We start from the raw sequence: 16,610 nt of genomic DNA, 5'->3' as shown, positions 1-16,610 counted from the left end.
CCATGCTCCTAAAAGCGCTGCGCAACGGCCTCGGACAGCTCATCATCCTCGGTGACACGCTCACCCGTCCGACGCCGCTGCAGCGCACGCCCGAGCGGCAGGCCGAAGTGGAGCGGGCCCTGACGGGCCTCAGCCTGTACCAGTTTCGCGCTTGCCCCTTTTGCGTGAAGGTGCGACGCAACCTGCACCGGCTCAACCTGCCGATCACCTTGCGCGACGCTGCCAACGACACCACACACCGGCGCGCCCTCGCCGAAGGCGGCGGCGAGATCAAGGTGCCGTGCTTGCGCATCACCGAACAGGGTCGGGACACCTGGCTCTACGAGAGCGACCAGATCATCGCCTACTTGCATGGCAAATTCGGCTGAACCTGAACCAAAGTTCGGCGCCTGGCAAGCACAGGCATTGTGATTCGCCTCAACAACGGGAGGGTGCCATGCAGATTCAGGAACCGTTGACTATCGAGGATGGTTGCAGCGACTGGATAACCCACCCCGCTGGCGAACATGTGCGCATCACCAATCGATGGGCACTCACAGGTCCGTAATTTTTTACGCTCGTAAACAAGCCGACACCACGGAATTTTCGTCCGTCGAACACATTCAGTCGAAATTCGCAAAATGGATACCTTCAGTTGGCGACTGACTCTTTTCCAACCACCGCCACGCGATACTGGCACTCACAACCGACAGTTCACCCCATGCCTACATCCTGCTGCCCGCGCCGAAATGAGTTGCTGGGACACCAGGGATAAAACCGATCGCACGAAGGGCATCTCTGCTAGCAGCGTACGATGCGTCTTGTATTTTTGAAGGCGGTGGCCTCAGGTAGACATGTTCGTTAATACAGGCACGTCCGATGCAACCAAAGGCGACACTACCGTCGTACAGGAAACCAAATCACCCACGAATGTTGCCAGCATCAACGCCACACAAATCGCAAGAATCACTTGGACGGGATGGTTCGGTCGAGTGTTGAAGACACGCACAACGCCTTGCTCGATTTCGAGACCGATTCGATGTGAGATGTCAGCGCTCTCGGTAGACCAAGGCTGGTGGCAAGGCTGAAGGTGCCGGTGCTGCGCAATCATACCTTCGAGACTGCCATCATCGAGCGCTACTAACGTCTATCGGTGCAGGCAAGCCGAGGGCGTACACAGACGCGATTTCAGCCTCTTTTATTGCGCAGCACGACGCAGTGAATTCGCTTAGAACCCACTTGCGCAAAGTTGAACATCTGGGCATTGCAGACGACTTGAATCCGCGACTTCAAGCGATGTTTTGCAGCAGGAGATGCAATCTTTGTCCCTGTATCATCATATGGCTGCGCATCAGATCTTGCGCTCGGACCCCGTCGCCCTCTTCAATCGCACTTCTGATTGCCTCATGTTCCTTGATCGACTGGGCGAGGCGATTACGCATCCTGTAAGGCATCGCACGGTAAGGGTTTATGCGTGTTTCGATTTCACTCAGCTCTTCGATCAACCAGTCATTACTGGATGCCTCGTGAATTGATCTGTGGAACGCGAGGTTCGCAGCTGCATAGGCTGTAGCGTCATTTTTTACCGCAGCTTTGCTACACGCGTCGTATCCATCTTGAATGAGCCCAGCTGCGGAGTCAGTCAATCTTTCTGCCGCCAACCGACACGCGAGCCCCTCGAGTTCGGCTGCAACCTCAAACAGGTCGTTGACCTGTTTCGCGGACAACGTCCTGACGAACGCACCTTTGCGTGATCGAGTTTCCAGGAGGCCAGACTCGACAAGGGACCGGATCGCTTCTCGAACAGGCGTTCTGGAGACATCGAATTTTCGCGCAAGCTCCGACTCTTCGAGCTGGTCACCGGGTCGCAGCAATCCTTCGTGGATCTCTTTCTTAATCGTTTCAATGAGTTGAACAGCAATCCGGCCCATAGATCAACCTCAATTTTGGGTTGGAGGGTAGCAGTCAAGTGTGCACAAGTCGATACGGGTAGTCGATCATCTGGATATTTATAGAATTTTTATGTATACTTTTACCCGCCTTATAGACATACATAAGAGGAGAGGAGATCATGTTTCTCAACAAGCAAGTCTTAGCGATGGCCACTGTCGCTGTTTCGATCGCCGCGACGGCGCAGGCGCAAGAGCTCCGGCTCTCACATCAATGGTCCACGAAAGATGTCCGGCATCAGGTGGCTGAAATCGTCGCACGCGAAGTTGCGGCAGCTGACGTCGGTCTCGACATCAAGATTTTCCCATCGAAATCACTTTTCAAACCACGCGAGCAATATCGTCCGCTAAGCCGCGGCCAACTCGACATGACAGTTTTTCCACTCAGCTATGCAGGTGGACAACAGCCTTCTTTCAACCTGACACTCATGCCCGGGCTCGTGAAGAACCACGATCACGCAGCCCGTTTGTCAAAATCGCCATTTATGAGCGCGCTTCAAGCCAAAATGGCCGAAGATGATGTCATGGTCCTCGTACACGGTTATTTGGCAGGCGGCTTTGTCGGCAAAGAGAAATGCATCACCAGTCCCGATGACGTCGACGGGCTACAAACCCGCGCTGCAGGGAAATCCTTTGAGCAGATGCTTGTAGGGGCCGGCGCTTCAATCGCGTCGATGGCCTCTTCCGAGATTTACAGTGCCCTGCAAACGGGGGTTCTGGACGCCGCGAACACCTCGTCCGCGTCTTTTGTGTCCTACCGGATATTCGAGCAAGTGGCGTGCTACACACCAGCATCCGATGTGGCGCTTTGGTTTCTCTATCAACCGCTATTGATGAACAAGTCAACTTACGAAGGGCTCTCCAGCGATCAACAACAAGCACTCCTTGCTGCCGCTGCCAAAGCTGAGAGCTTTTACCTCGAAGAAGCAAAAAAGCAGGATGCTGCCTCTGTTGCTGTCTTCAAAGAGGCGGGCGTCCAGATTGCCGAGATGACAGCTGAGGACTTTGCAGCGTGGCAAGATCTCGCTCAGGAGACTTCCTATAAAAAATTCGTTGAGACCGTTGAAGATGGAAAAGCGCTTCTCGACATGGCACTGGCCGTAGAGTGATGTCTCGCCGGGCGCGGCCACGGTGCGCGCCCGGTCTTCTCTTGTCGCCCCTGAAGAAACCGCGATGAATACAATGCCCCGCAGCCGACACTTGATGCGAATAACTCGCGCAATCGGTTGGGTGTCAGAAATTTCTGGTTGGATCGCTGCGGCTATGATCTTAGGCGCGGTGATATTAACCTGCCAAATGATCTTTGTGCGCTTTATTCTTAATGCGTCCACTGTATGGCAAACCGAGGTTGTAGTTTACCTAATGGTAGGCGCGACACTTCTAGGCCTTGCATTCGTGCAAAAGCACAAAGGCCACGTCAACGTTGATCTTCTGCCCCTCTGGCTTGGACCAAAATCAAAGCGCGTGTTGGCAGTCATCACGCACGTTGCGGCAATTATCGTTATCGCAGTCTGCCTCGCTTATGGATACGAGTTTTGGCACCTCGCACAGTCGCGCGGTTGGACTTCAGACACAGTGACTGCAGTTCCACTGTGGATCCCATATCTCTCGTTGCCAGTTGGACTTGGTCTTTTTCTACTGCAACTTGTCGCGGATCTTCTCTACACGATCTCGTCGGAATAGAACGCAAAATGGACCCCTTAATTCTCGGTGCTCTAATAAGCGTTGCCACGGTTCTGGTACTGTTTTCGGGAATCTCGGTAGCCATTGGACTCTTGTTTGTATCAGCAGCATTTCTATTGATCTTCGACGGCGTACGCTCGTTAGAACTGATTCCGGAAATTCTCTTCGGCAAACTTGACAGCTTTGCTTTGCTGTCAATTCCGATGTTCATCATCATGGGCGCTTCCATCGCCTCGACCCGAGCAGGTGCCGATCTTTATGAGGCGCTTGAGCGCTGGCTCACCCGTGTGCCTGGTGGGCTAGTAATCTCCAATCTTGGTGCTTGTGCGCTCTTTGCAGCTATGTCCGGATCGAGCCCGGCGACCTGTGCTGCTATCGGAAAAATGGGCATTCCAGAGATGCGCAAGCGCGGGTACCCAGACGAAATTGCAACTGGATCTATCGCAGCAGGAGGCACCCTTGGCATATTGATCCCGCCTTCGATCACGATGATCGTCTACGGAATAGCGACCGAAACCTCAATTGGAAGATTGTTTCTCGCCGGCGTGATCCCTGGGCTGCTGCTGGTTGGCCTTTTCATGGCATGGTCAATCTATGCGACTTGGGCAGCAGGTGGTCGCGCGAACCAGGCTAAAGCTCGGTACACATGGCGCGAACGGCTGGAGATCATGCCGCGCGTTCTGCCTTTTATTGCGATCATCATCGGTGTGCTCTATGCCATGTACGGCGGCGTCGCTACACCGTCTGAGACAGCCGCCGTTGGCGCGTTGCTTTGCCTTGTTGTGGCGATGTTTATTTACAAGCTCACGAGCCCCAAGGCGCTTTGGTCTGTGCTGCGAGACAGCACCAAGGAGAGCGTCATGATTCTTTTTATAATTGCAGCAGCCGGCGTCTTCTCCTACATGCTATCCAGCCTTTTCATCACGCAATCCATCGCCGCCTGGATTAGTGAGCTAGAAGTCAACCGTTGGGTGCTGATGTGCGCGATCAACGTCTTCTTGATTGTAGCGGGTTTCTTTTTGCCGCCTGTTGCGGTCATCCTAATGACAGCTCCAATTTTACTGCCCGTCATTACCGGGGCCGGCTTTGATCCGATCTGGTTCGCTGTGGTTTTGACAATCAACATGGAGATCGGCTTGATCAGCCCGCCTGTCGGATTGAACCTCTACGTCATCAACGGTATCGCGCCGGAGATTTCGCTAAAGACAATCCTGCGCGGTTCATTGCCCTTCGTAGCTTGTATGCTGATTGCTATAGTTTTGCTCTGTCTCTTTCCAGGCCTGGCCACGTGGTTGCCGGATACAGTGATGGGTCCAGCACTCTGATCCCTTAAATTTGAGGAACTATTTAATGACCACTGCCAACTATCGCCGCATTGGGATGATTGTCCCCAGCTCGAATGTCACAATGGAGACTGAGATACCTACCCTGCTAAAAGCGCGAGAGGCCATTTTGCCAGAGCGCTTCACATTTCACAGCTCGCGCATGCGGATGAAAGCTGTTGTGAAAGAAGAGCTCGAGGCCATGGATGCCGATAGCGTCCGTTGTGCGACTGAGCTTTCAGACGCGGCGGTGGATGTTCAAGCCTATGCGTGCCTCGTGGCGATTATGTCCATGGGGCATGGTTACCATCGCACATCCTCTGACAAGCTCCACCAAACGACGGTCGAGAACGGTTGCCCTACGCCAGTCTTGAACTCCGCCGGAGCGCTTATAGATGCGATGAAAGAGTTGGGGATCAAGAAGGTTTCGATCATCTGCCCTTATATGAAACCCTTGAGCAAACTAGTGGTGGACTACATGGAGCATGAAGGTGTTGAGGTCCAGGATTTTCTCGCTTTGGAAATTCCCGACAATCTCACCGTGGCAGCCCAAGACCCAACTGCACCCTCAGAGCTTTGGCGCAAGTTAGACCTGAGCGGTGTGGATGCAGTTGTCGCATCTGCATGCGTCCAGATGCCATCACTGCCTGCAATTGAAATGATTGAACGAGCGTCGGGCTTACCCACCCTTTCCGCTTCCGTAGCGACGACCTGGCAAATCCTGCGTAGCCTCGGTTTAACCGAGATCGCTCCCGGTGGTGGCGCGCTGCTTTCAAATGGCATACCGTCTGCAATGCAGAATGTGGCTTGAAGGGGGCGTGACCTACTGCAGCTGTCACCTGCCCACGAGCGCTTGGGCTTCACGGCAACGAGGTGGCTCACAGTCACGACGGCATTTGATACTGCCTGTCGCAGCCGGGTCGGATCCGCCGAAGCGATTCAGCGCGCGACACGCAACGTCGGCAAGCGTCACCGTCGATCTCCGCCGCTGAAGCTGCACCGAGCCGCGCCCACCATCCCGAGTCCCTGTTGCTACCACGCCGCAGCCGACGCTTCGTTGACAGCCGCAAAACGTGGGAAACAGCCGCTGGCGAGGCCGTAAACGCTGACTTCTTCGCCACCACATCAATCCGCACAAATACCCGTGAAATGGCTAAAAGCGGCCTGACTTAGTCAATGCGACTTTCGATTCATGCCTGTCTGGATAGGGTCAGTGTGGATAGGGTCAGCGGCCGCCGCTGACGTCGATAAACGACCCGGTGGTATACGAGGACGCATCGGACAACAGCCAGACGATGGCCTCGGCGACTTCCTCTGCCAGCCCCCCGCGCTGCATCGGCACAACGTGCTTCAGCCGGTCGACCCGACCGGGCTCCCCACCGGAGGCATGGATGTCGGTGTAGATCAGACCGGGACGCACGGCGTTGACGCGCACGCCTTCGGTTGCCACCTCCACCGCGAGGCCGGTGGTCAGGGCGTCGACCGCCCCCTTGCTCGCGGCGTAGTCGATGTACTCGTTCGGCGCGCCGAGCCGCGAGGCGGATGACGACACATTGACGATGCTCCCCCCGGCGCCGCCCGAGGCGGTGGACATGCGGTTGACCGCCTCGCGAGCGCACAAGAGCGTACCGGTGACGTTGGTTGCCAGCACCGCGTTGATGCGCGCGGCATCGATGCCGCTCAACCGGGTCTTGGTGTGCAGGATCCCGGCGTTGTTCACGAGGCCATCCAGGCCACCCCAGCGCGCGTCGAGCGACTCGAACAGCGCCATGACCTCGGCCTCGTCGGCGACGTCCGCCTGCGCAGTAAACACCTCCGCCCCCCGCCCGTCGAGCTCGTCAACGAGGGCCGCCGCCGCGCTCGCGTCACGCCGGTAGTTGACGCAGACACGATCGCCGCGTTGCGCCAGCAGGCGCACGGTGGCCGCACCGATGCCGCGGCTGCCGCCGGTGACCAGGATTCGCTTGCTCATACCACTGTGCTCCCGTGGTTCAGGCCAGCGGCGTCAGGTTGGCGTAGGCCAACACCAGCCATTTCTGCCCCTCGGCCTCGAAGTTGACCTGCATGCGCATGTTCTTGCCCTGGCCTTCACAGCCGGTCACCACGCCCTCCCCGAAGGTGTTGTGCAACACGCGCTGTCCGATCGCGTAAGGCGTCTGCTCTTCGAGGAAGCTGGGCGTCACGCGCTCGGGGTGCTGGTAGACCGGCCGGGTTACCTGCACCTGGGGGCGGATCTCGTCGATGAGCTCCCCGGGCAGCTCACCGACGAAGCGCGAACACACGGTGAACAGCTCGCGCCCGTGCAGACGTCGGTTCTCAGCCTGGCACAGGTAGAGCTTCTCGCGCGCACGGGTGATGCCGACGTAGGCAATGCGCCGTTCCTCCTCGAGTTGGCTCGGGTCCTCGAGTGTGCGCTGGTGGGGAAAGAGCCCCTCCTCCATGCCCACCATGAAGACCACCGGGTACTCGAGGCCCTTGGCCGAATGCAGTGTCATCAATTGCACGCAGTCCTCCCAGGCCTCGCCCTGGGCGTCACCGGCGTCGAGCGCGGCCTGGGCGAGAAACATCTCGAGCGGCGAGAGCGCCTCGATCGCGTCGCTGTCGGGACTGAACACACGCGCCGCGCCGACCAGTTCCTCGAGGTTCTCGACCCGCGCCTGGCCCTTCTCGCTTTCGTCTTTCTGGTAGTGCGCCAGCAGCCCCGATTGCGCGATCACGGTGTCGATCTGGTCCGCGAGTGGGTCGTCGCCGCATTGCGCCGCGAGCGCGTCGACCAGTGTCAGAAATTTCGTTAATGCCACTCCAGCTCGACCTGACACCTGACCCGCCGCCTGCCACAGGCTCAGGCCCTGGTCACGCGCGAGTTCGCGCAACTGCGCCACGCTGCGCTCACCGATGCCGCGTGTGGGTTGGTTGACAACACGCTCGAAGGAGACGTCGTCGTCGCGGTTGCACACCAAGCGCAGGTAAGCCAACGCGTCCTTGATCTCGGCGCGCTCAAAAAAGCGCATGCCGCCGTAGACCCGGTAGGGCAGGTTGGCGGTGATCATCGCCTCCTCGAGCACCCGGCTCTGGGCGTTCGAGCGGTAGAGCACCGCACACTCGTCCCGTCGGCCACCCTGCTCGACCCAGTTCTTCACCCGCTCGACCACGAAGCGGGCCTCGTCGCGCTCGTCGAAGGCGGTGTAGAAGCTGATCGCCTCGCCGTTGCCGGCGTCGGTCCAGAGGTTCTTGCCCAGGCGCCCCGCGTTGTGCTCGATCAGCGCGTTGGCGGCTTTCAGAATGGTGCCGGTCGAGCGGTAGTTCTGCTCCAGGCGCACCACCTCGACGTTGGCAAAATCCTCGCGAAAATTGTGCATGTTTTCGATCCGAGCACCGCGCCAGCCGTAGATCGACTGGTCGTCGTCGCCCACCGCGAACACGCTGCAGCTCGGCCCGGCCAGGGTGCGCAACCAGGCGTACTGGATTTCGTTGGTGTCCTGAAACTCGTCGATCAACAGGTGGCTGAAACGCCGCTGGTAGTGCTCGCGCACGGGTGCGTTGTCTCGCAACAGCTCGAGCGAACGCAGGAGCAGCTCGGCAAAGTCGACCGCGCCAGCGCGCTCGCAAGCGCCCTCGTAGGCGGTGTAAATCCGCTGGAACTGCTGCTGCACCTCGTCGCGCGGCGTGTCGAGGTGGGCGGCACGCAGCCCCTCGTCCTTGCGCGCGTTGATGAACCAGACGGCCTGGCGCGGCGGGAAGGCGGCCTCGTCGAGGTTGAGCCCGCGCACCAGGCGCTTGACCAGGCGCAACTGGTCGTCAGCGTCGAGGATCTGGAAACCCTGGGGCAGCTTGGCATCCTGCCAGTGCTGCCGCAGCATGCGGTGCGCCAACCCGTGAAAGGTGCCCACCCACATCGGCCCGAGTGGCCGGTCCAGCATGCTCTCGAGCCGGCCGCGCATCTCGCTTGCCGCCTTGTTGGTGAAGGTCACGGCGAGCACACCGAAGGGCGAGACGTTCTCGACCGCGTTGAGCCAGGCGATGCGGTGGGTCAGCACGCGGGTCTTGCCACTGCCCGCCCCGGCGAGGATCAGCAGGTTCCCGGGCGGCGCCGACACGGCATCGCGCTGCTTGCTGTTCAGCGCGTCGAGGAGATATGTGACGTCCATCACAGAAGTTTACCAGTGCGGTGCACGTCACACTTGGCAGTCGAGTGCCAAGCGCTCAAACTGTGAAATCGTCCAACTTTGTGTGCCGTGATGCCCGCTGAACCGACCCTCGCCGACTTCGACGCGCTGACCCACTGGCAGCGCCACGGCGACGCGCTGGCCGGCGGCAGCCTGTCGCGCACGCTGGTGTTCCGCAGTTTTCGCGCGGCCTTCGCGTTCATGACCGATGTCGCCGACCTCGCCGAATCGCAGGACCACCACCCGGACTGGTCCAACCGCTACAACCGCGTCACCGTTTCGTTGACCAGCCACGACGTCAAGGGGCTCACGCAACGGGACATCGCGTTGGCCCGCGGGATCGATGCCCTTGCCGAAACGCACGGCGCCCGCGCCCCATGACGCCTGTGCTCCACACACTGCGCCTCGGCGTGTACCAGGTGATCAAGCGCCTGCTGCCGCTCGACGTGACGCACCTGCTGTGGGTGAGCCGCGACACCGTGACCGGTTTGCAAACCAGCGACGACTACACGGTTCGTCCGCTCGACACCGACGACCTGCAGGCCCTGGCCGCGGCGGGCCGGTTCGATGTCTCCGAGGCGCTGGCCGACGACTGCAAGCGCGACGGCATCGTCGCGATTGGCGCCTTCCGAGATGACCGCCTGGTCGCAACCAGCTTCTTCGCCGCCGACCGCGTGGCGGCCCGTCACAACCGCGGCGGCACCGAGTTCGACGGTATCGGTTTACTGCTCCCGGCGGACACCCACTACCTGTTCAAGTCCTTTGTCGACCCCGCGCACCGCGGCCAACACCTGAACGCCCGGATCACGCTGTTCGCGCTCGCGCATCTTGGCGACGGGGGCCCGTCCAACGCGATCGTCACGACCACCGACATCGGCAACGCCCCGTTTCTGTCGAGCGCCGCCCGGCTCGGCTTCAAGCGCTGCGGCCTCGCTGCGGAGTGGGTGTTCCGCGGCCGACACCATTTCAAGTTGCCCGCCCCCATCGACGCGCGCACCGGCACGATTGTCTCGCATTCGCGCGCGGCCATCCGCATGGTCGTCGAGCGGGCCGGCGCACTGAACCGGCGGGGGCAGACGCCGTGAGCTCGCCGATCGCCTGTCTGTTAGCAGGCACTCAAGTATTTGCCCCGATCGCCCGATGAAGCCTCTTTAGGAACCCCTAACCAATGAAGTCAAACCCCATGTCAAACACCGCCCCGATTTCGTGGTCCGAATCCGAGTACGCCCAATTCGGCAACGTGCCCATGGTCAGCCGCCACCGCTACCACGAGCGTACCCTGTTCGATAAGCCCGAACTGGTCGAGCTGCTCGACAACTTCCCGCGCAAGTGGCTGCAGGCCTTCACCATGGGCGACGACCCGTGCAAACCTGGCGATTGGGGTTGCGTGGACATCCCCGCTGACGCCACCGGCGAGTCGCTGTGGCGCGCGGTCGAAGGCGGTCGACTGTGGCTGAACGTCACCCACGTCGAGGAGTTTTCGCGCGACTACGCCGACCTCGTCGGCGACATGTACGCCCACCTCGGCGAGAAGTGCCCGCACCTGCAAAACCCGCAGCCGAACTACAGCACGCTGTTGATCAGCTCACCCGGCGCTCAGGTGTACTACCACGTCGATGCCGAACCCAACATGCTCTGGCACCTGCGTGGACAGAAACGCGTCTGGATCTACCCGGCAATGGACACCAGCCTGGTACCGCAGCACCTGCTCGAGGACATCTACGCAGGTGAAATCGACGAAAACCTGCCCTTCGACCCGTCCTTCGACGACCGCGCCGAGTCCTTTCTGCTGTCGCCGGGCGACGTCGCGTCCTGGCCACACAACGGGCCACACCGCATCGTCAACGAAGACATGAATGTGTCACTGGCGACGAGCTACTACACGCCGGCCATCTACAAGCGACAGTACGTGCAACTGGCCAACCGCTTCGTGCTGCGCAACCTCGGCGTCGCGTCACGCAGCATGGCCGAAGAAGGCATGATGCCGGCGATGAAGCGCATGACCTACCGCGTGGTGAACAAGATCCGGCCCTTCAAGCGCCGCGACCGCTCGGCGAGCTACTTGACCGACATGCAAGTCGACCCCGAAGCACCGCTCGGCATCCGTAAACTGCCGGAGATGCGCCACGCTTCGTTTTCAAAACACGCTGAGGCCGCGCCACCAGTAGAGTAGTGAGACCACGAACTCGCGCCAGGCACGGCTGCTCTTGAGCAACGGATCAATGTACGGCACATACCCGACCCAACCGGCCGGCGGCGAGTACAACGTTCCCACCCGCGCCGGGCAGACGTCGAAGCCGGTGGCCCGGAACACCGCTTCGGCTCGGTTCATGTGCAGCGCCGACGTCACCAGGACGATCGGGCCGGCCGTCTCGGGAGGCAGCAGCTTGGCGAGCTCGGTGGCATTTTCGTGGGTCGAGTCGCTGTGCGTCTCGACTGTGATGCGCGCGGCGTCAACACCGCGGGTCAGTAGCACCTGTGCCAGCAACGTGCTGATCTTGCGCGATGTCTGACCTCCACCGAGCGCAAAGAAGCGCGTCTCACCGGTGTCGAACTTGGCCGCGTGCAACACCCGCAGCAGCGAGGCATGCGACAGCACCTCGAAGGGGTCGGTGTTGTCGGTGTAGGCGTCGAACGCCCCTCCGAGCACCACCACCGGCCAGTCCGACGCCTGTTGCAACAGCACCGTTGCACACGCACCATGGGGAGGCTGTTTCGGTTGCTCGACCCAACGGACAAAGTTGTTCGCTGCCATGGGTGCACTCGCCAACCACAACAGGCCGGTGCCCGCGAGCACACACACACCCAGCCACCCGAAGCGCTGTCGACGCAGCACCGCCAGTACAAACCCGGCCCCTATCGTCATGAACGCCATTGACAACGGTTGTGACAGCCAATCGATCAGTACCGACAAAACGGGATCCGCTCCTGCTCGTGTGTTGTTTACCCATGTGACGACCGAACGCGAGTTCGACCGACTCGAGGCCACCTGGACCACGCTGTTCAACGACGATCCCACGGCAGGGGTGTTCAACAGCTGGGACTGGAACCGCCTGTGGTGGTCGCACTACGGCGACGCGCACTCATTGCTGATTGTGGTGGTACACGTCGATGGTGGCCCGGTGGCAATCGCACCGTGCTACCTCAGTCGAACGCGGGCCTTGCGTTGCCTGCCGGTCACGACGCTGCGGTTCATCGGATCCGGCGGCGACACCTCGCCCGATGATCTCGGGGTGTTGTGCCAACCCGCGCACCGCGACACCGTGAGCAGCGCACTGGTTGCCCACCTGATGTCACTCGGCACCGTCGACCGCCTGCACCTGTGTGACATGCCCAGGGCGGCGGAGTTGCACGACCAGGTGATCACCGAAGCCGGTGCGCAAGGCTGGACCCTCTGCCACCGCATCGACCACCAGCGCCGTGTGGACAGCTTGCCGGACAGCGTCGACGCCTACGTGGCCTCGCTGAGCAAGAACGCCCGCAAGCAACGCAAACGCCGGTTTCAGAAACTGCACCAAACCGGCGACGCGCGGTTTGTGCGCTGCGAACACGCCGGCGACATCGCGGCGGTCTTCGAACGTCTCGCCACACTGCACCGCAGCCGCCAGGTCAGCAAGGGCGAGCACGGCAGCTTCTCCTCAGCGGCCTACAACGCCTTCCACCAGGCCCTGATGCAGCGCTCGCTGGCGCGCGGGGAGTTGCGCCTGGTCGAATTGAAGCTCGACGAGGAGACCGTCGGCATCGAGTACGCCTTTCAGGTCAAAGGGGTGCTCGCGCTCTTCCAGACCGGCTTCGACCCGCGCTTCAAGGAGCTGAGCCCGGGTCACCTGATGATGATGCACATGATCGAGCGTGCCATCGAAGACGGTGCCACCCGCATTGACGCGCTGAAAGGCGACTACGACTACAAGTCGACCTACGCCAAGGACTGGCAACACTCGGTGACGCTGGATCTCTACCGCAGCGCACCGGTCGCCCGGCTGATTCAGCTCGCACGGCGGACGCGGGCCGTCTGGCGCCGTGTGCGCGACGCTGACAGCCGATCACTCCAGTGGCCCGCGTGATTCCCTTCACTCGGCGGTCAAACACCCTTTGGCTCTGCCGACGCACCAGAGAGGCGCGAGCCGACTAGCGACGCAACAACGCCACCGCGGCCGAACAGACCCCGAAGCCCCCAAGCAGCCACACCGCGGGTGGCGCCGGCTCGCCAGCCACCTGGGCAAAGCCCGCGAGAATCACCGCCGCCAGTACACTGCCGACCCCGAGCACGGCCAGCAGTTGCACGCGTTGACCCCGCTGCACCGTCAGTTGCAGCGCTTGCATGGCCTCCACCTGGGCCGCGGCGCGCCGGCGGTCGGCCTGGGTGTCCTTGAGCACGGCGTGCATCAGACCCGGCAGTTCGGGCAGCACTTCGCCGTAGCGTGGCAACTCGGCCCGAAGCCGCTTGACCACCGCGCGCGGACCGACCTGTTCGCTGAGCCAGCGTTCGAGGTAAGGTTTGGCGGTTTTCCAGAGGTCGAGTTCGGGGTAGAGCTGCCTCCCCAGGCCCTCGATGTGCAACAGCGTCTTCTGCAGCAGGATCAGCTGTGGTTGCACTTGCATTTCAAATCGCCGCGCCGTCTGGAACAGGCGCAACAGCACCAGACCAAAGGAAATCTCCGCGAGCGGCTTCTCGAAAATGGGCTCACACACGCTGCGGATGGCCGAGGCGAAGTCCTCGATGCGGGTGTACTCGGGCACCCAGCCCGACTCCACGTGCAGGCTCGCAACGCGGTCGTAGTCACGGTGAAAGAACGCGACCAGGTTTTCCGCAAGGTAGCGCCGGTCTTCGAGAGTGAGCGCACCGACGATGCCGAAATCTACCGCGATATAGCGCGGTGTGTCGGGTGTGGTGGTGTCGACAAAGACATTGCCGGGATGCATGTCCGCGTGAAAGAAATTGTCGCGGAAGACTTGCCTGAAAAACACGTCGACGCCGTGGTTGGCCAAGGCTTCGAAGTTGACGCCGCGGGCGCGAAGCTCGGCGATATTCGAAATCTGCACCCCCTCGATACGCTCGACCACGAGCACGTTCTCACGGCAGAGATCGAAATGCATCTCCGGCACATATAGTTGGTCGGAGTTCTGGAAGTTGCGGCGCAGTTGGGCGCCGTTGGCGGCTTCGCGCACGAGGTCGAGCTCGTCGAGCGTGGTTTTCTCGTATTCCGCCACCACCTCGACCGGGCGCAGTCGCGGGCCCTCGGACCAGTATTTCTCCGCCAGTCGGGCGATCCGGTACATCAAGCCGAGGTCGCGCTTGATCACTTCGCGCATGTTCGGGCGCAACACCTTGACGACCACCGAGCTGCCGTCGTGCAGTGTGGCGGCGTGCACCTGGGCAATCGAGGCCGAGGCCAGCGGCGTATCCTCGAAGCGCGCGAAAGCATCCTTGATCGGCATGCCGAGGCCACGTTCGATTTCCGCCCGCGCGGTTGCGGTGTCAAAAGGTGTGACCCGGTCCTGCAATTTCGACAGCGCGTCGGCAATGTCGTCGGGCAGGAGGTCGCGCCGGGTCGACAGGGTCTGGCCGAACTTCACGAATATCGGGCCGAGGTCCTCGAGCGCGCGGTGAATGCGGTCGGCGCGTGGCAGGGCCCGGGTCTCAGGGTTGAGCCACCGGTCGGGCCACAACAGCATCAACCAGCGCAGCGGCCGGGCGAGCGGGTGGGCAAACAGGAATTCATCGAGGCCGTAGCGCACCATGACCCGCTGTATGGTCCAGAGCCGACGCGTCTCACTGATGGCAAACACGCTCACCTCGCCGCCTCCAGCCGCGCCAGGCGGGCCTCGAGACGGTCGATGTCGCTGCGCAAGGCGTCGGTGTCGTCGGTGAGCGCGCGCCAGGCCGGCTGCGTGACCAGCAGACCGAGCTCGTGTTGCAGATAGCGCTGCACGTCGGCAGCGTCGCGACCGCGGTTGCGCCCGCCGTCGCGCGAGACCCGATCGACCAACCCCGCCAAGGCGTGCGCCAGGCTGTCGCCGATGTACGGGGCCAACTGGTCCTCCCAATCGACTGCCAACAGCGTCACGGCGCGGTGCACGCCTTCAACCAGGCGCAGGCTGCCACGCACGCGCGCCTTGCCGGACAGCAGCGCATCACTGCCACGCGACAACGCCAACACGCCTGCAAGGTCCGTCTGCAGCACCGCGTCCGCCTCGCCGTCGGTGACGCTGAGCACCTCGAGCGACGTCTCCAACACGAGCACGTCCACGGTCAGCGACGGGGACGTCAGTTCACAGCGGAGCAGTCCACCCGCGTGTGGCCGGAGTGCGGCGCGGGCTTCGTCGTTTTGCGCGAAGGCGCGGTCGAACACGGCGCTGATCGCGCCGCTGAGCAGGTGGGGCAGCGTCATCAGCAGGTCACACCTTGATGCCTTTGTGCAAGGCCACCACGCCCGCCGTGAGGTTGTGGTAATCGACGCGCTCGAAGCCGGCTCCACGCATCATCGCCGCGAGCGTTTCCTGGTCCGGGTGCATACGGATGCTCTCGGCCAGGTAACGGTAGCTGTCGGCATCCCCGACCACCGCTTTGCCCATCGCTGGCAACACGGTGAAGGAATAGCGGTCGTAGAGTGCCGCGAAGGCCGGCACGGTCGGCTTCGAAAATTCGAGCACGAGCAGCCGCCCACCCGGCTTCAGCACACGGTGCATGCTTGCCAGTGCCCGATCCTTGTCGGTCACGTTGCGCAGCCCGAAGCCGATGGTGATGCAATCAAAGCTGTCGTCGTCGAAGGGCAGCGCTTCGGCGTCCGCCTGGGCCACCTCGAGGTTGCCGACGATGCCCTTGTTGATGAGCTTGTCGCGTCCGACCTCGAGCATCGAGGCGTTGATGTCGGAGAGCACCACGAGGCCGGTCGAGCCCACTCGACGGGCCATGGCGGCGGCGAGGTCACCGGTGCCACCGGCGATGTCGAGCACGGTCTGGCCCGGGCGCACCCCGCTGTGTTGCAGGGCAAACTGCTTCCAGAGCCGATGAATGCCGAAGGACATCAGGTCGTTCATGATGTCGTATTTGGACGCCACCGAGTGAAAGACGTCGGCCACGCGGTCGACTTTCTCCTCGACCGGCACGTCCTCGTAGCCGAAGTGGGTGGTGCGCGGCTCGCTCATGACAGGGTCCTTGTGTGGCCGGCGTCAGCCAGGCGTTGCAGGTAGGCGGCCCAATTGGTGTCAAAGGCCTGTCCGAGCGCGTAGAGGGTATCCCAGGTGTACAGGCCCGAATTGTGTCCGTCGTCGAACACGATCTTGACCGCGTAATTGCCCACCGGTTCGCAGCCGACGATCTGCACAGCCTCCTTGCCGACCACCAGCGTCTCCTGTCCGGGTCCGTGTCCCTTGACCTCCGCCGACGGCGAATGCACCCGCAGGTACTCGAAATCGAGCTCACACCGGTAGCCGTCTTCGAAGGCGACAACGAGCACACGGCTCGCCTGGCGTACGCGGATTTCGGTGGGCGTGGGCATGGCGGTGGC

General features: G+C 61.5%; 17 protein-coding genes. 9 read left to right on the top strand and 8 right to left on the bottom strand.

Annotation, left to right across the window (positions count from 1 at the left end):
- The first annotated feature begins 2 nt into the window (after positions 1-2).
- Positions 3-368: a glutathione S-transferase N-terminal domain-containing protein gene (locus tag AAGA11_01895; GenBank protein MEM9601590.1), complete on the top strand. Its 366-nt coding sequence runs from the start codon at positions 3-5 to the stop codon at positions 366-368.
- 900 nt (positions 369-1,268) lie between these two features.
- Here the strand turns inward: AAGA11_01895 and AAGA11_01890 are convergent.
- The gene (locus AAGA11_01890) at positions 1,269-1,910 is read right to left on the bottom strand and encodes a GntR family transcriptional regulator (protein ID MEM9601589.1); all 642 of its coding nucleotides are present in this window, start codon (positions 1,908-1,910) and stop codon (positions 1,269-1,271) included.
- A 140-nt stretch (positions 1,911-2,050) separates the two neighbouring features.
- On the opposite strand from AAGA11_01890, the gene dctP reads away from it, so the two are divergent.
- The 4 genes from dctP (at position 2,051) to AAGA11_01870 (ending at position 5,744) form a co-directional block, all read left to right on the top strand.
- A complete protein-coding gene (gene dctP, locus AAGA11_01885; GenBank protein MEM9601588.1) occupies positions 2,051-3,037 on the top strand; it encodes a TRAP transporter substrate-binding protein DctP in 987 nt (328 codons plus the stop codon).
- Positions 3,038-3,101: 64 nt separating this feature from the next.
- Positions 3,102-3,611, top strand: a complete 510-nt coding sequence (locus AAGA11_01880) for a TRAP transporter small permease (protein ID MEM9601587.1) — start codon at positions 3,102-3,104, stop codon at positions 3,609-3,611.
- Positions 3,612-3,619: 8 nt separating this feature from the next.
- The gene (locus AAGA11_01875; GenBank protein MEM9601586.1) at positions 3,620-4,936 is read left to right on the top strand and encodes a TRAP transporter large permease; all 1,317 of its coding nucleotides are present in this window, start codon (positions 3,620-3,622) and stop codon (positions 4,934-4,936) included.
- 25 nt (positions 4,937-4,961) lie between these two features.
- Positions 4,962-5,744: an Asp/Glu racemase gene (locus AAGA11_01870; GenBank protein MEM9601585.1), complete on the top strand. Its 783-nt coding sequence runs from the start codon at positions 4,962-4,964 to the stop codon at positions 5,742-5,744.
- Between the two features lie 414 nt (positions 5,745-6,158).
- Here AAGA11_01870 and AAGA11_01865 read toward each other — a convergent pair whose 3' ends face one another.
- Positions 6,159-6,905, bottom strand: a complete 747-nt coding sequence (locus AAGA11_01865; GenBank protein ID MEM9601584.1) for an SDR family oxidoreductase — start codon at positions 6,903-6,905, stop codon at positions 6,159-6,161.
- 19 nt (positions 6,906-6,924) lie between these two features.
- Entirely contained in the window at positions 6,925-9,081 is a 2,157-nt protein-coding gene (gene uvrD, locus AAGA11_01860) for a DNA helicase II (GenBank protein MEM9601583.1), read from the bottom strand.
- Positions 9,082-9,171: 90 nt separating this feature from the next.
- Here uvrD and AAGA11_01855 point away from each other — a divergent pair, with 90 nt between their 5' ends.
- The 3 genes from AAGA11_01855 to AAGA11_01845 all read left to right on the top strand — a co-directional run bounded on the left by AAGA11_01855 (position 9,172) and on the right by AAGA11_01845 (position 11,272).
- Entirely contained in the window at positions 9,172-9,480 is a 309-nt protein-coding gene (locus tag AAGA11_01855) for a 4a-hydroxytetrahydrobiopterin dehydratase (protein ID MEM9601582.1), read from the top strand.
- Positions 9,477-10,184, top strand: a complete 708-nt coding sequence (locus AAGA11_01850; protein MEM9601581.1) for a hypothetical protein — start codon at positions 9,477-9,479, stop codon at positions 10,182-10,184. Before AAGA11_01855 ends, AAGA11_01850 begins: the two co-directional genes overlap by 4 nt.
- A gap of 98 nt (positions 10,185-10,282) precedes the next feature.
- Entirely contained in the window at positions 10,283-11,272 is a 990-nt protein-coding gene (locus AAGA11_01845) for a hypothetical protein (protein ID MEM9601580.1), read from the top strand.
- Here the strand turns inward: AAGA11_01845 and AAGA11_01840 are convergent.
- Positions 11,237-12,013 carry a YdcF family protein gene (locus tag AAGA11_01840; protein ID MEM9601579.1) on the bottom strand — a complete coding sequence of 259 codons (777 nt, stop codon included), beginning with the start codon at positions 12,011-12,013 and terminating at the stop codon, positions 11,237-11,239. The two genes, AAGA11_01845 and AAGA11_01840, sit on opposite strands and share 36 nt — an antisense overlap.
- A gap of 37 nt (positions 12,014-12,050) precedes the next feature.
- Here AAGA11_01840 and AAGA11_01835 point away from each other — a divergent pair, with 37 nt between their 5' ends.
- Positions 12,051-13,163 (top strand): GNAT family N-acetyltransferase, encoded by a 1,113-nt coding sequence (locus tag AAGA11_01835; protein MEM9601578.1) that lies wholly within the window; start codon positions 12,051-12,053, stop codon positions 13,161-13,163.
- 64 nt (positions 13,164-13,227) lie between these two features.
- Here the strand turns inward: AAGA11_01835 and ubiB are convergent, their stop codons facing one another.
- The 4 genes from ubiB to AAGA11_01815 are packed head-to-tail and all read right to left on the bottom strand — an operon-like array spanning position 13,228 to position 16,601.
- Complete coding sequence (gene ubiB, locus AAGA11_01830) at positions 13,228-14,895, bottom strand: ubiquinone biosynthesis regulatory protein kinase UbiB (protein ID MEM9601577.1); 1,668 nt, start codon at positions 14,893-14,895, stop codon at positions 13,228-13,230.
- Entirely contained in the window at positions 14,892-15,491 is a 600-nt protein-coding gene (locus AAGA11_01825; protein ID MEM9601576.1) for an SCP2 sterol-binding domain-containing protein, read from the bottom strand. The genes ubiB and AAGA11_01825 overlap by 4 nt, the downstream gene beginning before the upstream one ends.
- 7 nt (positions 15,492-15,498) lie before the next feature.
- Entirely contained in the window at positions 15,499-16,248 is a 750-nt protein-coding gene (gene ubiE / locus AAGA11_01820; GenBank protein ID MEM9601575.1) for a bifunctional demethylmenaquinone methyltransferase/2-methoxy-6-polyprenyl-1,4-benzoquinol methylase UbiE, read from the bottom strand.
- A complete protein-coding gene (locus AAGA11_01815; protein ID MEM9601574.1) occupies positions 16,245-16,601 on the bottom strand; it encodes a DUF971 domain-containing protein in 357 nt (118 codons plus the stop codon). Before AAGA11_01815 ends, ubiE begins: the two co-directional genes overlap by 4 nt.
- Positions 16,602-16,610 lie beyond the last annotated feature (9 nt).

This window comes from Pseudomonadota bacterium (genome assembly GCA_039196715.1).
GTDB lineage: Bacteria > Pseudomonadota > Gammaproteobacteria > CALCKW01 > CALCKW01 > CALCKW01.
This window is presented reverse-complemented; position numbering and strand designations above follow the sequence as displayed.